Source organism: Veillonella rogosae JCM 15642, assembly GCF_002959775.1.
Lineage (GTDB): Bacteria > Bacillota > Negativicutes > Veillonellales > Veillonellaceae > Veillonella > Veillonella rogosae.
This window is the reverse complement of sequence record NZ_PPCX01000002.1, coordinates 38,377-61,036: the sequence shown is the minus strand read 5'-3', so window position 1 is coordinate 61,036 and position 22,660 is coordinate 38,377. Positions and strand designations below refer to the sequence as shown.

Sequence of the window (22,660 nt, the reverse complement as noted above, 5' to 3'; positions counted from 1 at the left end):
ATTCTTCAGTTTTTCATTTTATGAAATACTTTTGAAATAATATTTTTAATTTTAAGCGCTTTTAAGCTTATCGTTTCAAAGCATCTTCAATGCGAAGCAAACAGTCGCCAGATTCGATGCGGCTACCTTCACGTACGAGAATTTCTTCTACGATACCGTCCATCGGAGCTGTAATTGTTGTTTCCATCTTCATCGCTTCTGTAACGATCAATGGTTCACCTTTAGCTACGGATTGACCATTCTTAACAAGGATCTTAACAACGGAACCAGACAATGTAGCACCGATTTCACCAGGGTTAGATTCATCTGCTTTACGACGAACAACACCAGTAGTCTTAGCATGTTTATCATGAACTTTAATGCTACGAGGTTGACCATTGAACTCGAACAATACGATGCGATTACCATCTTCATCTGGTTCAGAGAAACCGTTCATTTTGATGATCAATGTTTTACCTTTTTCGATAGTTACTTGAATCTCTTCACCACGTTTCATACCAAAGAAGAAGGTTGGAGTATCAAGTACAGATACATCACCAAAGTCGTTTACAAATTTATTGTAATCTTTATAAACCTTAGGATATAAGCAGTATGCACTGATATCTTCATCAGTTGTTTGGGCACCCATTTCACTTAATTCATGACGAATATGTTCAAAATCTGTTGGAGGCAGTACTGCACCAGGACGAACTGTGATTGGTTTAGCGCCTTTCAAGATAATTTTTTGTAACTCTTCAGGGAAACCTTGGTATGGAGTGCCAAGACGACCTTCAAAGAATTCAACTACGGATTGAGGGAAGTCTAATACATCACCTTTTTCGTAAATATCTTTTTCAGTCAAGTTGTTTTGAACCATGTACAATGTCATATCGCCTACAACTTTAGAGGATGGTGTTACTTTAATGATATCACCAAACATCATATTTACTTGGTGGTACATTTTCTTGATATCAGCCCAACGATCGCCAAGGCCAACCATCTTAGCTTGTTGTTGCAAGTTAGAATATTGACCACCTGGCATTTCGTGTTGATATACCTCAGTGTTTGGATATGCTTCTGCTTTATCTACACCTTTATAGTATGGACGAATACTACCGAAGTAGTGAGACATTTCTTCCATGTAGTCGATGTTCATTTCAGGTTGACGTTCATGACCAGACAAAGCATAGTACATGGAGTTCATGCTAGGTTGAGATGTACCATTAGCAAATGCTGAGTATGCTAAGTCGATTACGTCTACGCCAGCATCTACTGCACGACCATATGTATAGATAGAGTTACCAGAACCTTCATGAGTATGCAAATGAATTGGTACAGTAACGGCATCTTTTAAGGCAGACACAAGATTATACGCTGCTTGAGGTTTCAACAGACCAGCCATGTCTTTAATAGCGATGATATTAGCACCTGCTTTTTCAAGCTCTTTCGCCATGCTTACATAGTAGTCCAAGTTGTATTTTGTACGAGAACCATCAAGGATATCGCCAGTGTAGCACAATGCAACTTCAGCTAATTTATTTTGTGCACGCACTTCATCGATTGCAACATGCATATTATCAAGGCTGTTCAAGCTATCAAATACGCGGAATACATCAACACCGTTAGCTGCTGCGCGTTGAATGAATTGACGAACAACATTATCAGGATAAGATGTATAACCTACTGCATTGGCACCGCGAAGGAGCATTTGAAGCAATGTGTTAGGCACTTCGCGACGGAACATGCGTAAGCGTTCCCATGGATCTTCATGTAAGAAACGGTAAGAAACGTCAAAGGTAGCACCGCCCCAACATTCTAAAGAGAATAAGTTAGGCACACCTTTGGCAGCATGACCAGCTACGCGAGCCATATCGATTGTGCGAAGACGTGTAGCAAACAAGGATTGATGAGCATCACGCCATGTAGTATCTGTGAAGAATACTTGTTTTTGTTCAGATAACCATTTGCTAAATTTATCAGGACCAAGTTCATCAAATTTTTGTTTTGTACCAGCCGCTGGACTTACATCCAAAGTAGGTGGCATTTGAATTGGATCAAAGTCAGGAACCTCTTGAGGACCTGCGCCAGAGTAACCATTGATTGTTACATCGGCAATGTAACGCAACAATTTAGTACCACGGTCACGATCTGGTTTCAATTCAAACAATTCAGGATGTTCTTCAATAAAGTTTACATTATAAGAACCGCTTTGGAATTCAGGATGTTCCAATACATTGATTAAGAAGTGAATATTTGTTTTTACGCCACGAATACGGAACTCTTTCAAGCAACGAAGCATTTTACGAATTGTTTCTTCGTTGTTAGGACCGAAGGCGGTTGCTTTTACAAGCAAGGAATCGTAGTAAGGTGTTACTACGGCGCCGGTGAAAGCATTACCGGAGTCAAGACGGATGCCAAAACCACCGGAACTACGGTAAGCCAAGATTTTACCTGTATCAGGCATGAAGTTATTCTTAGGGTCTTCTGTAGTGATACGACATTGGATAGCAGTACCTTTACAAGGAACTTGATCTTGCTCAGGAATACCTACTTCTGGGCTATGTAAATTGTAGCCTTCAGCAATTCTAATTTGAGCATGAACAATATCGATGTCTGTAATCATTTCTGTTACAGTATGTTCTACTTGAATACGAGGGTTAACTTCGATGAAGTAGAAGTTACCGTCCGCTGTTACTAAGAACTCTACAGTACCAGCATTAACGTATTCAACATTTTTCATGATTTTAACAGCAGCATCACATACAGCTTTACGAGTTTCTAAGGACAACGCAAAAGCTGGCGCCATTTCAACTACTTTTTGGTGACGACGTTGAACGGAGCAGTCACGTTCATGTAAATGAACTACATTGCCATGTTCGTCACCTAAGATTTGAACTTCAATATGTTTAGGTTCTACGATGAGTTTTTCTACATATACATCATCGTCACCGAATGCTGCTTTCGCTTCAGACTTAGCGCGATCATATGCATCACGAAGGTCTTCTTTGCGATGAACTTCACGCATACCACGGCCACCGCCGCCATTAACGGCTTTAATCATCAATGGGAAGCCATGTGTATTAGCGAATTCTTCTAATTGAGCATAATCTTTTAACGCTCCATCAGAACCAGGAATCATTGGGATTTGTGCTAATTTCGCTTGCTCACGAGCATTAACTTTATCACCAAACATATTTAAGTGTTTGATTTTTGGGCCGATAAAGATAATACCTTCTTCTTCGCATCGACGAGCAAAGCCTTCATTTTCAGATAAGAAACCATAACCAGGATGGATAGCATCGATGTCATGTTCTTTTGCAATACGGATGATATCTTCAATGTCGAGATATGCGTCAACTGGTTTTTTACCTTCCCCTACGAGGTAAGCTTCGTCAGCTTGGTTACGATGCAAGGATAATGTATCCTCTTTAGAATAAATGGCTACAGTTTTAATACCCATTTCATTACATGCACGGAACACGCGGATCGCAATCTCACCACGGTTGGCAACCAATACGGATTTAATTTTTCTCATGTATTGCCTCCTACTAGCTTCCACAATTGTGAACTATCAGCTTTCAATTTTATTGATATATGAATATTTCCTATACTTATAGATAAAATAATATGTTTGGATAGCTCATCAAAATTTATGATGAGTTTTATATTCATAATAACATATAACTATTATACAATATTTTCAGTATATTTAAAGGATTATATCAATAATGAAAGTATAAAATACTATTTTTGTTGTTCATTACAAAAAATCATATGTCTTTTATCGATGCACATCGAATTAATTCTATTTTCTATATTATTTACCACCTAAAAAATGATTCATCAATCGATTTAGTTGCTCTTGATCATTAGCACCCATTAACTCACGGGCAGAATGCATTGCTAATAATGGTAAGCCCACATCGATGGTACGCATTGGCAACATAGCGGAAGAAATAGAACCTACCGTTGAACCACCAGGAACATCTGAACGATTTACATAAATTTGATACGCTGCACCTGCTTCTTCACAAAGCCCCTTAACGATAGCAATTGCTCTTGCATCCCCTGCATAAGATTGACTACATGCAATTTTAAGGGCAAGCCCTTTATTAAGGATAGGAATATTAGTGATATCGTTTTTCTCCGGATAATTAGGATGTAATCCATGAGCTACATCAGAGGAAATCATAAAGCCTTTAGAGATAAAACTGTCCATCTCTTGATTAGAATATCCTAATGCGTCATACAAACGTTTAATAAGGTTAGGTAAAAGCATTCCTGCCCCACCTTGTTTTGTACGACTACCTACTTCTTCATTATCAAAGAGAATAGCACAACGTACACCATTAGCATTATGTTTACGAGCTTGAATAATACCAGATAATACACCAAAGCAAGATGTTAAATTATCTAACCGAGGAGCACTAATGAAATCACTTTCTATGCCAAGTACACAGCCTTGCTCTGCAGGATATAAGGTCATTTCATAAGATAATATTTCAGAAGGATCACAATCTACTTCATCAGCTAAAAAAGTACTCCACTCATCATATTGAGCCTTGGTGTCAGGGAATAAACTTGGATTTCTATTATCAACAAAACCTCTTTCACCATTATCATCTTGTTGGGACGCCATCATCATAATGGGAAGCATTTCTTTTTGACGATTTAGTTTAACCCCATCATTGACAGAGCGATTCATGTGAATTGCCAAATTGGGAACGATAGCAATCGGCCGTTTTGTATCAACTAGTACAGAATCAACATCAAAGGCATTATCACCTTTTAATACGACGGTACCTGCAGCACCTAATGGACGGTCTAACCATGTGTTTTCAATGAGACCACCATACATTTCCACATTTAACTTTGTATAGCCTTTCACAGTTGTAACAGGATTAGGTTTAACACGAATAGCAGGGAAATCAGTATGAGCCGAAGCAATACGCAATGTAGCTTCAGGTTTCTTGCCTATATGAAAAGCAAACAATGTAGTGCCAAAAACATTTACTACATAAGAACCCGAATCTAGTTGCCACTCATCGTCTAAACTAAGTTCAGTAAAACCAGAGTCTAACAACATTTGTAAACTTGTATCTACCGTATGGTATGGTGAAGTACAAGCACCAATATATTTTAGTAACTGTTCATTATCAAACTTCATAATTCCCTCCTATGCACAAATAGAATTTGTACAATATCATGAATAGTTTTAAATTCGTTCAATTTTATAGATTATTTACTTTTTAATTTTACGATATATACATTAATAATATATTAATTACTAATATTTTATCATAAAAAAGCCGCCCCTTTCGGAGCGACTTTCAACATACATTGTAAATACATACAACTCTAAATCATTAAAATTTACAATTATATATACTACGACCATATAAAATTATCAGGATTACTTCTTACCACATGCCAATCAATTTCATCCATACGGAACCAAGGCCCATGAAGATGATTAAGTTGATTACGGATGCGAAGAAACCAAGTTTCCACCATGTATTTTGAGGAACATAACCAGTGTTAAAGATTACTGGGGATGGACCTGCTGCATAGTGAGTTAAGGACATACACAAGTTAGATGTGAATGCGATCATCAACAATGTCAACATTGGTGGTGCACCTGCAGAAATAGCGATTGCAGAGAATGCTACGAACATTGCAGAAATATGTGCTGTTAAGGATGCAAATACATAGTGTGCATACGTATTAACAAGAACTGCTATAACAAAAGCAATCACCCAAGAACCTTCAGGGATAACGCCACCCACTTGAACTGTGGCCCATTTAATGAAGCCCAATTTGGAAAGGAAACCGGCAAAGCCCATCAATGTACCCATCCAAACTAATGTATCCCAAGCACCTTTTTCACTTTTAACATCGTCCCAAATAAGAACGCCTGTAGCAAGCAAAATAGAAATGCCTAAGAATGCAACTGTTGTAGCATCAAGTTTAGTGAATTGAGATGTAGCCCACAATACTAATGCCAAGATAAATACGCCAAGCATAACCCATTCTTGGAAAGACATTTTACCAAGACCTTTTAACTCTTCACGAATCATTTGTTGTGCTTCGCGAGCGTCTCTAATTTCAGGTGGATATACTTTGTAAATGAAGTACGGCATAATAAGCAATGCAATGATACCAGGCACGATGGCAGCCATAGCCCAATCACCCCAAGTAATGCCAATACCAAAAGATTGAAGTGCTAAAGCAGCAACCAAGGTATTACCAGCCATGGATGTTTGGAACATAGCAGATGTAATCGTATTTACTTGGTAAATAGATTGCATCAAGAAGGAACCAATTTTACGAGGACCATCTTGAGGCTCAGAACCGAAAGCTTTTGCCAAACTTGTAGTAATTGGCATGATAACGCCACCCACACGAGCTGTGTTAGATGGTGTTGCTGGAGCCAAAATCAAATCAGATAAAGCCAATGCGTATGCCAAACGTAATGAACTGCTACCAAAAGCAGAAATCAAGTTATACGCAATACGTTTCCCCAAACCAGTTTTAATAAAGCCACGAGAGAATAAGAAAGCGCCTACGATTAACCAGATAGCAGAGTTAGCAAAACCAGAGATAGCTTCGCCGATTTTCAACGTACCTGTCAAAGCAGCCACAGTAATAACAACGATGGATACGCCACCAATCGGTAACGGCTGAGTAATAAAGCCTACGATAGTAGCAACAAAGATGGCGAATAAATGCCAAGATTGAGGAGTTAACCCCTCTGGAGTCGGAATAAACCAAAGGCCTAACCCGAAGGCCGCTGGAATAATCCAGTTTAATAGTTTTTTCATACACATACCTCCTACATAGGAAAAAACAAAAATATATTTATATCTTCTTATGATAAATATAATATATTACAAAATAAAAATATGTGAGAAAAAGCTGTGCATCACTAGGTATGCACAGCTTTCATTATCATATAAATCCTATTCAGGTAGAGATACGTTCTCTAAGTTTGTTTTTTCGATAGACTCAATATCACCTTGGTCGCAAAGGTTTGCAATAGTTGGATCAATTGGTAAACGGTTCAACAATAATAGACCGTATTTTTGAAGGATTTCTTCAATGTGGCTTTCACCAAAGATTTGGTAATCCTTACCGTTATCTGGGCAATGGAAATAAGAGTAGTTTTCCACTACACCAATAATAGGCACTTGCATTAAATCAGCCATTTTTACTGCTTTTTCAACAATCATGGATACCAAGTCTTGAGGAGATGTAACGATGATAATACCATCCAATTTCAAGGATTGGTAAACTGTAATCGCTACGTCACCTGTTCCTGGTGGCATATCAACGAATAAATAATCGATGTCTTTCCAAATTACATCTGTATAGAATTGTTTTACAACATTGCCTAGAATAGGACCACGCCATAAAACAGGATCTGTATCGTTTTCCAAAAGGAGGTTAACAGACATAACGTCAATACCGCCTTTAGATTTTACAGGATACATGCCAATTTCGTCAGCATATGCTTTTTCCTTGATGCCGAACATCTTAGGAATGGAAGGACCTGTAATATCCGCATCGAGGATACCTACTTTGTAACCTTTACGCGCCATTGTAATGGCCATCAAGCTCGTAACGGAGGATTTACCTACGCCACCTTTACCAGATACTACGCCGATTACATGTTTAACAGAACTAAGCTCGTGTAATTGAGCTGTAAGATCTTGAGGTTGTTGAGGAGCGCCGCCACCGCAACCAGAAGATTGAGATGGGCATCCGCCACAATCACTGCTGCTACCGCAACCCATAGTATACACCTACTTTCTTGGAGGAACTACCTCACATCTATATGTAAAACCTTTTGTTTATATGGTAAATACAATGTATCTACTGTTACATTGTATCACGTCATATCAAAAATTATCAATATATTACTCGCCACAGAATTCTTTAGTTAAAGCACCTAGAATTTCCATCCCCTTTGTAATTTCTTCTACAGTTGGCACCGTATAGCTCAAGCGGAACGCATGGCCTTCGTCTGCACCATCTGCCGCAAAGGCACCACATTTAATAATCCCTACATTGCGGTCCATACATGCTTCAAAGAAGTCATCACAGTTAACTTCAGCTGGCATGGTCATCCATGCAAACATACCTCCTGTAGGCTTAGTTAAATGAACTTTAGAGCTGGCATACTTGTCAAAAGCGTTAAGTAAAGCATCGCATTTCATTTTATATACGTTGCGCACATTATCTAAATGCTCATCATAGTCAATCGTATCTAGCACTTTAGCCACAACTTTTTGAGTGACTAATGGCATTTGACCTGCTGTATTATTTTTTAATGCTTGAATAGCTTCTATTACCTTCGCTGGGCCAAATAAGAAACCTACACGCAAGCCTGCAGATAATGTCTTGGAATAAGAACCTGCATAAAGAACGCGATCTTCTGAATCAAAAGATTTAAAGGTCGGGATGTATTCTCCAGCAAATCGAATTTCACCATATGGATCATCTTCATAGATAAACAAATCATACTTAGATGCAATAGCATAAATTTCTTTACGGCGTTCCAACGGCATCGTAATGCCTGTTGGATTTTGGAAGTTAGGAATGAGATAAATATATTTTCCCTTGCCAGATTGAGCAGCTTTCTCTAATTCACTTGGAATCATGCCGTGCTCATCTGTTTTAATACCTAATGCTTTCCCCCCCATATTTCGTACGGAATTAATAGCACTGGTAAAAGTAAACTCATCCATATATACTTCATCGCCTGGTTCTAATACAGTAATCGGTACAAGACCTAATAATTGACCAGCCCCATTAGAGATAATGAGTCCTTGACCTTCTGGGCTCATCTTATGTGTTTTTACTAAACGCTCCAATGTAAGCTCAGCTAGTCGGGCATCACCTTGCATAGGACCATATTGTAAAAGGCTCATCGGATTAGAATGAACCACTTCATCAAAAGCCTGTTCAATAACCTCAACAGGAATGGCTTCAGGTGCAGGATTACCAATACCAAAGCTGATAAAACCTTCTACCCCTACACCACGTTCAAATACTTCACGAATAAAATTAGGACCTTTTAAGGTAACCCGTTCAGGAAGAGAAAAGCTCATACTATCGCCTCTTTCATATATAATAAGTTTAAAATTTTAACTAAGATTAGAAATTGTTATGCCTTAGGATCGTGCTCTTGTTCAGCGTTCTTCTTATCCATGTAATTCTTGTATACTTTCCATAGTATAAAGTACACTACACCAGCAACAACTACGATAATTCCTAAGCGCCCCATATTTTCTTGAAAGTTTACAATATCTGTACCAATAGCAACTTCAAGAGCAGTAGATGGAAACTTACCGATTAAATTCGCTAAGATATAATCTCTTGGTTTAATCTTACTAATGGCGCCTAATGCAGTGATGACCCCAGACGGAAAATATGGTAAGGACCGTGCAAATAACATGACTACGAAACCATTTTTACCGGAGAAATCATCTACTTTCATCAAAACAGTACTCTTTTCAATGAGCTTGTCCGCTGTATCGCGCAAGAAGTAACGCATAATGTAAAAGCTGATGACTACCCCAATTGTTTCAGCTAGCCAAGAAATGATAATCCCTGGCCACATGCCGAATACTAGACCATTCGCAGTAGAAATAAAAATGGATGGTAAGAATCCTACAGCATTAACGAAAATATCGAGGACCATACTCACAACCATAGCCATAGGACCAAAGCTTTGAATATATTCTGCTATTTCCTCCATAGAACCACTCGTCGCCAAGTGCCACATGGTTGGATAGAATGTAGGATCTATTATATTTATGACAATTAATAGGACAATAAAACCTAGTCCTGCTATTAACTGTACCCAACCCTCACCAGAAGGCTTTAAATTTCTTTTACTCATATATACCTCGTATTAAAAAGACTAGCTTAATTATATCACGTATTCTATAGACACGTTATATATAGTTATCCGCCTTTGATTCCAATCTAATTAGCATAAAAATAATTGAAAGATGTATAATACAATTATAACAAGAATATTCTTAAGGAAAGAAGGTATATTATGGTATCAGCAGGTCAAACAGCTACAGCAACTGTTACAGTAACAGAATCTAATATTGCAAAAACTATGAAATCTGGTTCTTTAGAGGTCTTTGCTACACCAGCTATGTGTGCTCTTATGGAAGGGGCAGCACAAGCGGCAGTACAACCCCATTTAGAAGAAGGAGAAGGCACAGTAGGTATCTCCCTATCTATTACTCATGAGGCCCCTACTCCGCTTGGTGCAATAGTAACTGCTAAAGCGACGGTAAGTGCTGTAGAAGGTCGTAAAATCACCTTTGATATTGAAGCCTCTGATGGCGTTGGTATCATTGGTCACGGCACACATGAACGCTTCGTTATTAACAACGAAAAATTTATGGCTAAAGTAGCAAGCCGAGCAAAATCTAACTAAATAAAACTAGAATATGTATCCATCAAAATCAATAGTTTAATAATATCCCTATTGGAATAAATAACGGCATCTATCAGACGATAGATGCCGTTTTTATTACTTTCACATTTACATAATTCAAAAAAGAATTAGCAAATTTCAACAATCCAACCTTCTGGCGCTTCAATTTCACAGTGTTGAATGCCGAGTAATGTGTCATATAATTTTTTAGTGATAGGCCCCATATCATCCATACCAGCAGGTACATGGATATCACCATCTTTAGTGTGAATCAAACCTACAGGAGAGATAACTGCTGCTGTACCACAAAGACCAATTTCTGCAAAATCTTTCAATTCATCTACGTGTACAGGACGATGTTCGACCTCCATGCCAAGGTAATGTTCTGCTACGTACATCAAGGAACGACGTGTAATAGATGGCAAGATACTATCAGATTTAGGTGTTACTAATTTGCCGTCTTTTGTGATAAAGATGAAGTTAGCACCACCAGTTTCTTCAACATGAGTTCTAGTAGCCGCATCAAGGTACATGTTTTCTGCGTAACCTTCGTTGTGGGCGTCTGTAATAGCGTACAAGCTCATAGCATAGTTTAAGCCCGCTTTAATATGACCAGTACCATGTGGAGCAGCACGGTCAAAATCAGTAGTACGGATTTTAATCGGTTTAGCGCCACCTTTGAAGTAAGGGCCTACTGGTGTAGTTAAGATACGGAATTGGTATTCATCTGCTGGTTTTACGCCGATAACAGAATTTGTACCCATCATGTAAGGACGAACATAAAGGCTTGCACCATGACCATATGGAGGAACAAAGTCTTTGTTTGCTTTTACTACTTCTTTTACAGCCTCAATAAAGCGACCTTCAGGTAACTTAGGCATTACAAGACGTTCTGCAGATTCATCTAAACGAATTGCATTAAGATCTGGACGGAAACATACAATACGTCCGTCTTTAGTATAATATGCTTTTAAACCTTCAAAAATAGTTTGGGCATATTGGAATACACCAGCACATTCGTTTAATACAACATTAGAATCAGTGATTAAACCACCTTCATCCCATTTACCATCTTTATATGTAGTCAAATAACGGTAGTCGGTTTCTACATAACCAAAACCGAGATTATCCCAATCGATATTCTTGCTCATAACAATAACCTCCATGCTTATTAATATACTTATAATCTTAACACTATGAGCAAGTTATTTCAACACATCCTATAGAGTTTATGATTATTAATCACATAGGAAGTCTGTATCTTTATCGATAATAAACTTAGTTCGATATAAATCATAAGGTACATTTGAACAAGTATGATATGTAACTGATTCGACGCGACCACTACGGACCTCATTATTTGAGCCAAAAGGTACTTTTACAAGATCTCCTTCTCGAATATCATTTCTATCCGTCCGATAGTAAAATTCTTTATCAAACTTAAAAATATAAACAGAACAATAGGTATAGATTTTTTTGTCTGACTCTTTAGTGGATGGTAAAAATTCTTGCAATAATCTATCATCTATATAAACACTCATAAAACCAATCAAACTTTTATACCACGATGGAATATATCGATCAGTTAAATTTCCTATATAATGAGTATCCTCTTTATGAGTCCATTTAATCCTAACTGTTACAATGCCCCCACGTGCAGGACATTTATCAAACTGATTACTTTCACCAAGAGTAAAGATATTCAAATCATATAATGTATCCCCTATGTGAAAGTTAATATCTTTTTGCAACTGATGAATCATTTTTCCATCTACATACTCACTTTGACTATTACTGGAGTGTTTAAATTGGTGACTCTTACAGTCAATAGAGATAGAAGATGTATTCCAATCAAAGCTTAAACTGTTAACATCCCCATATTCTTCATATATATTTTTACGCACTTCAATATGAATTTGTTGAATCTTGTCTATTTCACGATGGCCATCAAATAAGAGCAATCTAGGAGCACCTATTATTTGACGTATCAATATAGACAAAGCCGTCATTTCATTATCAAAAGAAAACTCATAGATAAACTCTTGATTATCATTGTTCATTAGCTTGACACTAACATTACAATCAGCTTTATCCTCTTGAAAAAATACACAATCAGAAAATCTAGAGCCTATAAGGTTTAAAATATAATTTCTATCAGATTCACTAATTGAGTACTCCTCAGTAGCAACAGAGTCTATCTTCCCCTCATCGGCTTCTTTTATATTCTCCCATTTGATACTATATACAACCTTAACGGTATCCTTAATAGAGATATGCTGTATTTCGTTAATATAGTAATCTACACGATGGAGTTTCACTTCACTTGGAACACCATCGGGCAAACTACCAGACCACCTATCAGTACTAATAATCTCACAAGTTGCTACGGAACCTATAAATTTATCTGTCATATTTCTATGCATATACATAGGATATCCTCCTTTTATTACTTTTTTTTAATATAACAAATAGGATGTGACAAAAATGCCTCTATATAATTATTCCGTCAACAATATTCTTTACATACCTATTTATATTATAATTAGCTTAAGATATATATGTCCCATCTCTTAAGGAGGTATCTCTCATGAAAGAATCTACTAACCGTACCCTAATTTCCAATCCGAAAAGTATCATTTGTATTGGTTTAAATTATGCAGATCATATTGCAGAAACTAGTCTTGCTACTCATGATTTTCCAGAAATCTTTATGAAAACCTCTAATGCCCTAGCAAGTAATCACGGTACGATTACGATTGAAGACGAATCCTTCCATTATGATTACGAAGGTGAACTGGTAATCATCATCGGAAAATCTGGTAAAAATATTCCTCGAGAAAAAGCTATGAATCATATCTTAGGATATACAGTTGGCAACGACGTATCTGCACGTACATTACAATTTAGAGGCTCCCAATGGATTCTCGGTAAATCGTTAGATAATTTTGCCCCTATTGGCCCTACTATTATTCCTCCACATGCATTTGATTTTGAAAGCGCCACTATTACGACCACAGTAAATGGCGAAGTACGTCAACAAGCCAAATTACAACAAATGATATTTAAACCAGATGCGATTATAGAATTTGTATCTCAATATATTACACTACAAGAAGGTGACATTATCTTTACTGGTACCCCTAGCGGTGTTGTACTCGGTAAAAATGAAAGTAAATACTCTTGGCTTAAGCCTGGCGATACTGTTGCTATTACAATTAGCGGTATCGGTACATTGGAAAACAAATTCATTTAATATGGATAATTAATAAAGAGATTACCTTTATGTATATCTAACTACACATAATAGTAATCTCTTTTATTATTTTTACTTTGTTATTATTTCTTTTGTTATTATCAATATTTTATATTAACTATTGCTTTATGTATGCTTTGACTCTAAGTCTAGCATATATTTCTTTCGTTCGATGCCTCCCGCATAGCCAGTTAATTTACCATTGCTACCGATAACACGATGACAAGGAATAATGATCGAAATAGGATTATGACCTACAGCACCTCCTACTGCTTGGGCAGACATCGTATCTTTTCCTTGCTGCTTTGCAATCTCTTTACCAATATCACCATAGGTGGTAGTTACTCCATAAGGGATTGTTTGTAACACAGCCCATACAGATTTACGGAATTCCGTGCCTTCTAATTTAATAGGCGGAATAATAAAAGGCTTCTTACCAGAAAAGTATTGATCTAGCCACATTTTAGTCACTTCAAAAGGGCCTGTTAGTTGTTCGATATATTCCGCATCATCATAACTTGGTGCATATGCTTCATCTACAAAGAATAAGTCTGTTAAGTAGGTTAATGTACCAAGCATAATCATAGTTCCTAATGGACTTTCATAGGTATATTTATAATTCATAGTACATTAACTCCTTCTAAAACTAACCAATCATACATAACTTTTTGTAAGTCATATTAAATGATACAGTATTTTTATGAATTTCAAAAGGTATAGGTTCCTATTCCCTATTAATGGGTACATATAAAGTATCTATATTATGATAATAATTTGTTGTAGATATCATAATCTATATCCTTAAATACATTAAATACCACTTGGATTTTACTATTAGTTTCTTTTAAATATGTTCGTACTGTATCTATCGCAATCTGTGCTGCTTCTTCATTAGGGAATCTGAACTCACCAGTAGAAATACAGCAGAATGCAATGGAGTGTAAGTTATAAGCATTGGCTAGTTGTAAACAGGATCGATAACACGAAGCTAGTTCATTTCTTTCCTTATCTGTTACCTCATCATAAATAATAGGACCCACCGTATGAATTACATGCTTTGCTGGTAAATTATACCCATAGGTCATACGAGCCACTCCCGTTTTTTCAGGCATTTCCATATACTCAGTCATTCTAGCACATTCCATGCGAAGCTCTATACCAGCAAAGGTATGGATTTCATTATCGATACACTTATGATTTGGAGCAAAACATCCGAGCAATTTATTATTGGCTGCATTTACAATAGCGTCTACAGATAATCGAGTAATATCTCCTTGCCACAAATAAATTTGAGGCTCTCGCTCTTCCATATCACTAATCGTTACGAGCCCCTTTTCATGGGCCAATATATTTAAATATTCGGACTCTATCTTCATCCATTCAAGAGACATTCCACCAGCAGGGCGAATATTACATAAAGATCTAAAGAGAGTAAACTGCTCATCTTCATTCATAGGGATATCTATATGTTCGTTATGCCTCTCTTTGTATTCTGCTACTAAACCTTCAACCAAATAGCGTAACCGTTCTTGCTGTGTCATATGTAACTCCTTTTTGTATAGACTATACGTTCACCTATTATATAACAAAAAACTGCTAGCACATATGTATATGCTAGCAGTAACTTTACTGTAATTATATTATACTATATTATATTCAGTTTTAAGGTCTTACAAACGCTTGTCCCCCATGGTTGACAAGGACATCCCCATCTAATACCTTTGTGGTAACGTTTTGTAGGCTACCTTGGATTTGGCTCATCATGAAGCGATAGCCTGGACTATTTACATGTTTAGTGAGAGCTGCTTGGTCGCTATAGATTTGAATGACATACCAACGATTTTTCAGGTTTCTTTCGCGAAGCACATAGCCCGCCTTATAACCCACATCATCGCGTACGGCCCGTTCTATATCGAGTTGGTATTGACGTTGTACTGTATCGATATCATTGCTATTAACAGTAAACTCTGTCAAAGTCACTACTGCTTTACCATCATTGACAATAGATAAAGCATCTTTTTTCTCAAACAATAGTACAGACTGTACGTCGTACATTTTACGATTTGTTAATTTAGAACCTACTTCATTAACAAAGGCTTGATAATGATCAGATTTGCGATGTGTTTCAATGGCAGCTAAATCTTTATAAATCTCTACTACATAAGACTCAGATGGATTACCTTTTACATGCGCTACATTCATAGATAATGTATTAGGTTCTTTCTCCATAGATGCTGTTAGATTGGCAACACCTGCACTGTTATATGTGCCCTGTAACTCTGTAGGAACTTGATAGCGATACATGCCTACACTAGGTGCGGTGTCTAAACCTTCATCACGTTCCATAACAAGTGCCGCAAAGGATGTACTAACACCTAATACAGCAATCGCAGAGGTTACAAGAATACGTTTTAATAATGTTCTATTCATACATGCTCCAGTTCGACTAAATTACAATGTAATATATTCTACTATTGTACCATGTTCTTCAATAAGTTTAACTAAGTCTTTTCCCTGTAGCCATACGGTAGCATCATTTTGATTTGGATGTATACCGATTAGATTATCTTTATAATCCGCATCAATATAATAATGTACCTTACGGTCTTCATCGTGGAGCAAACAGAATGGAGATACGTGACCTGGTTTAATCTTCAAAATATCCCATAGCTCTTCTTCGGAACCAAAGGAAATCTTTTTAAGCTTATGATCCTTACGAAACTGTTTTAGATCCACACGCTTAGAACCACGAACGGTAATCAAATAATAATGTTCCCGTTTATGGTCTCGAATGAATAAATTCTTCGCATCCCACTCAGGATATGGTAGCTCTACATTAGGCTTATCATCCATACTAAATAGCGGTGCGTGATCCGTAATTTCAAAATCGATATGATGGTCACGTAGGCAATCATATACGCCTTGTTTATCTAACATGTAGTACCTCTAATATAATTTGATGAAAGTAAACATCATAGTGAAAGCAACTATATATATGTTAATTATACACCAATATTATTCTGAGACTGTATAGGTTCCATCAAATACAAATAGTTCAGGATGTTCATGTACAAATACATCTTCAAAGATGCCTTCATATTCATAGACTACATCATCTTTTTCATCAAGGAAATCAAAGAATTCTGGATTATTCTCAGATTGTGGTAATAAGTACCATCGTTCCGCTCTATCAAATGGTACAGTACCGCCAAAGAAATCTAGTACTGATTGGAAATTATCTGCCAACTCTTTCATATTGAATAGACGCAACCCCGCTAAAGCATCCTCCCATACGATGCCTGTAGAGTTATAGAAAAACTGATAATGCCCACCATTATTAACCTCAGCGAAATACCAGCATATAGCGTTAAGATATCTTTGCTCTACGGTGAAGCCTTTTGCAGATTCTAAATAGTCATCATAAGAACCATATATATTGATAGTCCAATAAGCAGGCTCATTAATAGTCCACATATCATCTGTAGCTAAAATTTCTTCTACAGTGATCGTTCGTTGACGAGGCACACCTTCTCGTTTCTTCTTTTTCTCTGCTATATACTTGCTATAGTTTAAGCATAAATCAGGATAGTCAACTTCACATTTTTCAAAGTCCATTTGTAAACGGCACATATCCATGACTTCAAAGCAGTATTCCTTTATATCATTGCGACCTTCTTTAGTCGCTAATTGTACACCATTATCTACTAAAGCTAACATCTGTTGCATGTTCTCTGATGTATAAGCCTCATGATTAGTAGAAGCAATAGAGCCATGGGAGTACGCACAGCGATAATGCCACACTGCATCTCTATGTTCTGTATCGATGGCTTTAAATACTTTAATAGCTTCTTCTGGCTTATCGTTATTGTTATAGGCTCTACCAAGCTCGCCTAATAAAGGTACAGATAAGTTATCGATGCCAACCCCCGTCAATACATCGATAATGATTTCCTCTTGACCGATATCATTAAGATCTTTAATAGTTTGTAACTGTTCAGCATCAGACAAAGATAAAAATTGCTCAACACTCATAGACATACAATACACTTCCCCTCATATCATTAATATGTATATGAACTCATCTTATCATAATAATAACAAACAACACAAAATAATAATCACAAAACAATAACTGACTAATTTTAAAATAATAGTTTATAACAAAACAGCTATTTACTAGCTACCAAGCCATACGACAAATACAGGAGTTCCTTCATCATCATCAGAAACATCGTCGGCATCGTCAGCATCGAATTCATGGTCATCATAGGCTAGATTTTCAAAGAATACATGATCACCGAGCTCTTTATTGGCCATTAAGTTATGTAGCTTGAAAAGAAGCTCTTCAGTAGTAAAGTACTGTCCATTATCTGCTTTTAGGCGAGCATAGATTTCAACTTGCCACATACCATCTTCTTTATCGTATTCTTCTAATTCATCGTCTTCGTACAAGTATTCATTAGAGTGAAGCTGACTTTTACTTTCAATCCATGCTTCATAGCTTACAAGAATTTCAGGCTCTACTAATGGCGGTAAATTATCACGATTAACATTATGCTCTTCTAAGCATTCATAAAACGCCTTAAGAAACTCTTCTCTAGTATAAGTAGTTTTATTGAAAACCCAAGGAATTCCCTTAAACTCATGATAGTAACCTTCATATATTTTATTACCATCTTTATCAGTACCGAGATATTCAATCTGCTCAGTATTCTCATCCTTGTTAAACAGTTTTTTAATCGTATCAAAAATCATAGGATAATCCTCCTTGTCATCCTTTGAACTAATAGAGGTTAATAGTACTCTACTACTTCACAACACCAAACTAATCTATGTATCTAAAGTAGCTGTTTTGCCATTTTTATGGCAATATATCAGCCATCAATAGCAAAGTAATTTAAATCTTCAAACTCATCGTCCCAAAATTCAAAGCAAAATATATGCGTATAATCAAAGGTTTGTTCACAATAGGTTACAGTACCTAGCTCTGGATCAATTTGAGGGATACCGATCCGTTCTTTCACATCATCTATAGTAATAGATTCATCATACATTTCTCGAATGTCTTTAAGCATAAAAGCAGCAATCTTATCAATATTTTTATGGTAATTTTTGGCAAGAACTTTTACAGTATCTAAATAATCACCTGATGGTTTCTCATCCCAACAAAATTCTAAGCCTTCATAAAGAAGTCTATAATCACAATATCTCTCATTATATACGAGTTCATTTTCACTCATAGGCATCCTCTCTCTCCTTATCAATGCTTCAATTTCAAAATCACTAAAATACTTTCTCAATATTTTACATTAAGGCTATATAAAATAACGTAGCTTAAAGCACAAAAGTATATACTTTCTAAGTATGTAGTAAAAGCCCCTCGCATAAGCGAAGGGCTAATCTATTATATCTCTATTAGTTAGCTACCACAGCATGTATAGAATACAGGTATACCATCTTCGTTATCTATAAGCCCGTAACCTTCACATTCATGGCCTTCGTATTCAATACCTTCAAAGAATACGTGATCACCCAGTTCTTTATTGGCCATTAGATTATGCAATTTAAAGAGCAACTCTTCTCTTGTAAAATATGTACCATTATCCGCTACGAGATGAGCCATGATTTCTACTTGCCACATACCATCTTCTTTATCGTCTTCAAGTAGTTCTTCGTCGCTTACACGTTCATTATCAAAGAGTTGGTCTACACTTTCAATCCAAGCTTCATAGGTTACTAGAATTTCAGGTTCAGCTAATATATCGTCGTTATCTGCTTTATCCTCATCTACATATTTCTCTACTGCTTTATTGTATTCTTTTGAAAACTCTTCTCTGCTATACGTATGTTTATTAAATACCCAATGAACCTCATCATATGTAGGATAATTAACTTCTTCATATTCATTAATATCTTCAATATTTTTATGTTCTGTAGTATCTTTACTATTTTTCTTATCGTAGAAATTTTCAATGGTTTCAAATATCACAGGATAATCCGCCTTGTACTCTTTTGGCTTAATTTGAGTTAATAGATATTTTACAACTTCACAACACCAACCAAGTTGTTTATCTAAGTGGTCATCCTTTGTCATTTTCATGGCCGTCTCTATTAACTGTAAAGCTTTCTGTACATGTTCAGATTCGTAGCTTTCTCCACATGCTAAAGACGCATGAGCATAACCACAACGATAATACCAAGACCAATCACGATGTGCCTCATCTATACGATCAAATAACTCGATAGCCTCTTCTGGTCGACCATTATTGTTATACATACGTCCTAAGGTGCTTAGCAATATAGGCGACAAATTATCGATGCCCATGTTAGTTACTAGCTCCATAGCACGATCAACATCTAGGTCCTCTTGTTCGTTAATGAGCTTAACCTTTTCCGCATCACTTAAAGATTGAAATTCTTCATCCGTAATCTCTTCTATACTGATATATAAGTTCTTAATAAAGTCACCAAAGTTATTTGCTAACAGAGTGATTGAGTAATCACCTTCTTGGTCAACACGTACTACCTTAGGTTCACCAGTAGGACCACACTCACGATAATCGAGGAAAATCATATCATGACCACCAGAAATCGTATCAGCTACAACGATACCGATAGGAGGATACTCCCATTTAGAAATCCAAAACTCGTTGCCAAACTGCCCCAATATAGAATTCTTTTTATCTCTATCAATGCCATATATGCCGGTTACATATACACAGTCGCCATTATTATTTATAAAGCAGTTCTTATTCAATACACCGCCATTATGATTGTTAAGTAATTCAATATATGCTGCAGGCAATGTATAGCCTAGCTCAGATTCAGCATCCTTAATATCCTTATCTGTAACAGGTTTACCTATATAAGATTCAAATGCATAATCAACATCGTTCCAAAATCCGGTCCAATTAAAGTCTTTTAGATCATTCATAATACGCTCTCCTAGTTACATAGATTATCTTAATCAAATGGTTTCTCATCAGTGGAATATTCTTTAATTAAAGCTTTTACCCTGCGTCGTATCAAAATGGTATCAACCATATAGGAAACAAGGATATAAGGAGATGCATTTATAATCGCTATAGGCGCTAAAATAACTGCTACTCGCAATAGGTCAAGTGAATATGCATACCACTTAAAATCGATGGTATTTAAAATGGGTGTGACATAGTCAAAGACTTTTATCTCCCATTGCATTAGCGGGTTTAATTCTTCACTTGTTCCTAATAGCCAAACGAAACTTACGGCAAAGATCAATGCATATAATATGCCAACTGGAACCAATATCTTCACTCTCTTTTTTAACAGATCACGGCAAATCTCATCTTCTTCCTCTGGTGTTACATCGTATACCATATTACATTCTATCTGAATCCGTCTAAATCGATAGCGAATATACTTATACAAAAGGTTATTCGGTGTATATAGCATAATAAGCTCCACAGTATCCTTTACAGGCTTTCAATCTCAGGTCTTAAATCTAACACGATTTCCCAATCATCTAATGATGGCACCTTATGATGAGCAATAAAATCTTCTATTATCTGTAATACCTCTTGATGGCCCAGCTCATTCTTACCATATATGATGGCGCCTCGGTCACCATCATTAGTTACACTAAGCTCTATGTGTAATAAATCGGTATCTCGATCACTACAAACCTGTACAAAGTTATACAGTTTATTATCTATGGAGATTGCCTTTGATGGAGAAATAACTACGAAGTCTTGCTCTTGGTCCTCAATAGCATACAGATTTTGTTCAACTTCATTCAGTGTAATACCTTCATATTTATAGGTGCCTACATCAATGGACCAATCCGTATATGTTTTCTCAAATGTATCTGTCATATGTTTGCCTTTCCTTTACGATATACCCTAAAACAAGGTTTCTAATTGACCTGCCATATCGGACATAAACTCATCAAATTTACAAAGCTCTCGCAGTTCTTGATGTTCTATATCATAACAAGAAATCTTTTTAGACTTAGGGTCCCACACAATTTGCCATTCATTATACTCACCTAGTTCTTTAGATAAACGTAATAGATTACGACGACCTAATTTAAATGGAATCGTATCTGTAAGTGAGAAGAACTCTATAGATATAAAATCGGAGTCTGGCAATTCAAAATAGAGAGTATCTCCCTCTAGAAACGATACTAACGCCTTTGGTAGTTTAAATGGCTTTAATTGATCCATTTTATTTTGTATATCATGAAACTCAGCAGGCTCTAAGGATTTAAAATACTCTGCCATTTCCATATCGCCTTTTTCAATAGCAATGCTATAGGGGCGCATACCATCCTTTTCCGTGATGGTCACGTCAGCGCCATGTTCTACCAAGTATTTACACATCTTTAAATCTACATACCGTGCTGCTACGCACAATGGTGTTGGCTTAAAGGGATATACAGAATCAGGCTTATTGTAGTTAATATCTACACCATTATGAATAAAGAAATCTAGAACCTCATAATTTCTATCTGTAATGGCATTTCTGAAAGCTTTACCGCCATACTTCTGTACCGTATGGCCTAAGTCATGAATAATCTGTAAGTGCTCATATTTCTTGCCATATAAGGCAGCTTGAAAGGCATCTACTTTCACACGGTTCAAGGCGTGAACATTAGCACCATGAGTCACAACATAATCGATAATCTCTTTATTACCATACCGTACAGCTAATAAGAAACTTGGATTTTCTTCATCATTAAGATCAGCGCCATTCTCCACTAACCATTGAATACTTGGCAAGCAACACATGACTAAAGCTAATTCTAAGGGTGTATGCTCACTATACTCACCATTTTCTATAGGTATATTAATATCCCAACCATTGGCTAATGCATTTTCTAAAGCGCTAATATTTCCTGTTACAATATCTGTTACAATGTGAGGTACAGATTCAAATGTACCTAAATCTTTTAACTGTATCATGTCTCACTCCCATGAACTATATTTTTA

General features: G+C 36.5%; 21 protein-coding genes. 2 read left to right on the top strand and 19 right to left on the bottom strand.

Features of this window, described 5'->3' with window-relative positions:
* Positions 1 to 67: 67 nt before the first annotated feature.
* From VRHSUH09_RS00530 to VRHSUH09_RS00505, 6 genes are all read right to left on the bottom strand, one after another.
* Positions 68 to 3,514 carry a pyruvate carboxylase gene (locus tag VRHSUH09_RS00530; RefSeq protein ID WP_105081085.1) on the bottom strand — a complete coding sequence of 1,149 codons (3,447 nt, stop codon included), beginning with the start codon at positions 3,512 to 3,514 and terminating at the stop codon, positions 68 to 70.
* A gap of 282 nt (positions 3,515 to 3,796) precedes the next feature.
* Positions 3,797 to 5,146 (bottom strand): M18 family aminopeptidase, encoded by a 1,350-nt coding sequence (locus tag VRHSUH09_RS00525; RefSeq protein WP_105081084.1) that lies wholly within the window; start codon positions 5,144 to 5,146, stop codon positions 3,797 to 3,799.
* Positions 5,147 to 5,399: 253 nt separating this feature from the next.
* Positions 5,400 to 6,800 carry an anion permease gene (locus VRHSUH09_RS00520; RefSeq protein WP_105081083.1) on the bottom strand — a complete coding sequence of 467 codons (1,401 nt, stop codon included), beginning with the start codon at positions 6,798 to 6,800 and terminating at the stop codon, positions 5,400 to 5,402.
* 138 nt (positions 6,801 to 6,938) lie between these two features.
* A complete protein-coding gene (locus VRHSUH09_RS00515; protein ID WP_009350926.1) occupies positions 6,939 to 7,772 on the bottom strand; it encodes an Mrp/NBP35 family ATP-binding protein in 834 nt (277 codons plus the stop codon).
* A 123-nt stretch (positions 7,773 to 7,895) separates the two neighbouring features.
* Positions 7,896 to 9,089 carry an aminotransferase-like domain-containing protein gene (locus VRHSUH09_RS00510; protein ID WP_105081082.1) on the bottom strand — a complete coding sequence of 398 codons (1,194 nt, stop codon included), beginning with the start codon at positions 9,087 to 9,089 and terminating at the stop codon, positions 7,896 to 7,898.
* Positions 9,090 to 9,145: 56 nt separating this feature from the next.
* Entirely contained in the window at positions 9,146 to 9,883 is a 738-nt protein-coding gene (locus VRHSUH09_RS00505) for a TVP38/TMEM64 family protein (RefSeq protein WP_009372062.1), read from the bottom strand.
* Between the two features lie 162 nt (positions 9,884 to 10,045).
* Here VRHSUH09_RS00505 and VRHSUH09_RS00500 point away from each other — a divergent pair, with 162 nt between their 5' ends.
* The gene (locus VRHSUH09_RS00500; RefSeq protein ID WP_105081081.1) at positions 10,046 to 10,438 is read left to right on the top strand and encodes a thioesterase family protein; all 393 of its coding nucleotides are present in this window, start codon (positions 10,046 to 10,048) and stop codon (positions 10,436 to 10,438) included.
* Positions 10,439 to 10,566: 128 nt separating this feature from the next.
* Here the strand turns inward: VRHSUH09_RS00500 and VRHSUH09_RS00495 are convergent, their stop codons facing one another.
* Both VRHSUH09_RS00495 and VRHSUH09_RS00490 read right to left on the bottom strand, forming a co-directional pair.
* Positions 10,567 to 11,589: a branched-chain amino acid aminotransferase gene (locus tag VRHSUH09_RS00495; RefSeq protein ID WP_105081080.1), complete on the bottom strand. Its 1,023-nt coding sequence runs from the start codon at positions 11,587 to 11,589 to the stop codon at positions 10,567 to 10,569.
* Positions 11,590 to 11,676: 87 nt separating this feature from the next.
* On the bottom strand, positions 11,677 to 12,867 hold the full coding sequence (locus VRHSUH09_RS00490; protein WP_105081079.1) for a hypothetical protein: 1,191 nt from the start codon (positions 12,865 to 12,867) through the stop codon (positions 11,677 to 11,679).
* Between the two features lie 158 nt (positions 12,868 to 13,025).
* On the opposite strand from VRHSUH09_RS00490, the gene VRHSUH09_RS00485 reads away from it, so the two are divergent.
* On the top strand, positions 13,026 to 13,691 hold the full coding sequence (locus VRHSUH09_RS00485; protein ID WP_105081078.1) for a fumarylacetoacetate hydrolase family protein: 666 nt from the start codon (positions 13,026 to 13,028) through the stop codon (positions 13,689 to 13,691).
* Positions 13,692 to 13,817: 126 nt separating this feature from the next.
* Here VRHSUH09_RS00485 and VRHSUH09_RS00480 read toward each other — a convergent pair whose 3' ends face one another.
* The 11 genes from VRHSUH09_RS00480 to VRHSUH09_RS00430 form a co-directional block, all read right to left on the bottom strand.
* The gene (locus tag VRHSUH09_RS00480) at positions 13,818 to 14,315 is read right to left on the bottom strand and encodes a methylated-DNA--[protein]-cysteine S-methyltransferase (RefSeq protein WP_054747257.1); all 498 of its coding nucleotides are present in this window, start codon (positions 14,313 to 14,315) and stop codon (positions 13,818 to 13,820) included.
* A 137-nt stretch (positions 14,316 to 14,452) separates the two neighbouring features.
* The gene (locus VRHSUH09_RS00475) at positions 14,453 to 15,232 is read right to left on the bottom strand and encodes a protein-ADP-ribose hydrolase (RefSeq protein WP_105081077.1); all 780 of its coding nucleotides are present in this window, start codon (positions 15,230 to 15,232) and stop codon (positions 14,453 to 14,455) included.
* A gap of 121 nt (positions 15,233 to 15,353) precedes the next feature.
* On the bottom strand, positions 15,354 to 16,121 hold the full coding sequence (locus tag VRHSUH09_RS00470; protein ID WP_105081076.1) for a putative quinol monooxygenase: 768 nt from the start codon (positions 16,119 to 16,121) through the stop codon (positions 15,354 to 15,356).
* Positions 16,122 to 16,142: 21 nt separating this feature from the next.
* A complete protein-coding gene (locus VRHSUH09_RS00465; RefSeq protein ID WP_009350914.1) occupies positions 16,143 to 16,628 on the bottom strand; it encodes a prolyl-tRNA synthetase associated domain-containing protein in 486 nt (161 codons plus the stop codon).
* Between the two features lie 78 nt (positions 16,629 to 16,706).
* Positions 16,707 to 17,729, bottom strand: a complete 1,023-nt coding sequence (locus VRHSUH09_RS00460) for a DMP19 family protein (protein ID WP_105081075.1) — start codon at positions 17,727 to 17,729, stop codon at positions 16,707 to 16,709.
* Between the two features lie 138 nt (positions 17,730 to 17,867).
* Positions 17,868 to 18,446: a hypothetical protein gene (locus VRHSUH09_RS00455; RefSeq protein ID WP_054747262.1), complete on the bottom strand. Its 579-nt coding sequence runs from the start codon at positions 18,444 to 18,446 to the stop codon at positions 17,868 to 17,870.
* A 119-nt stretch (positions 18,447 to 18,565) separates the two neighbouring features.
* Positions 18,566 to 18,931, bottom strand: a complete 366-nt coding sequence (locus VRHSUH09_RS00450) for a hypothetical protein (RefSeq protein ID WP_054747298.1) — start codon at positions 18,929 to 18,931, stop codon at positions 18,566 to 18,568.
* 179 nt (positions 18,932 to 19,110) lie between these two features.
* Positions 19,111 to 20,625: an SMI1/KNR4 family protein gene (locus VRHSUH09_RS00445; RefSeq protein ID WP_105081073.1), complete on the bottom strand. Its 1,515-nt coding sequence runs from the start codon at positions 20,623 to 20,625 to the stop codon at positions 19,111 to 19,113.
* A gap of 29 nt (positions 20,626 to 20,654) precedes the next feature.
* Positions 20,655 to 21,125, bottom strand: a complete 471-nt coding sequence (locus VRHSUH09_RS00440) for a glycosyl transferase family 4 (protein WP_105081072.1) — start codon at positions 21,123 to 21,125, stop codon at positions 20,655 to 20,657.
* Positions 21,126 to 21,145: 20 nt separating this feature from the next.
* Entirely contained in the window at positions 21,146 to 21,544 is a 399-nt protein-coding gene (locus VRHSUH09_RS00435) for a hypothetical protein (RefSeq protein ID WP_054747266.1), read from the bottom strand.
* A gap of 27 nt (positions 21,545 to 21,571) precedes the next feature.
* Positions 21,572 to 22,633 (bottom strand): ankyrin repeat domain-containing protein, encoded by a 1,062-nt coding sequence (locus tag VRHSUH09_RS00430; RefSeq protein ID WP_105081071.1) that lies wholly within the window; start codon positions 22,631 to 22,633, stop codon positions 21,572 to 21,574.
* Positions 22,634 to 22,660: the final 27 nt, after the last annotated feature.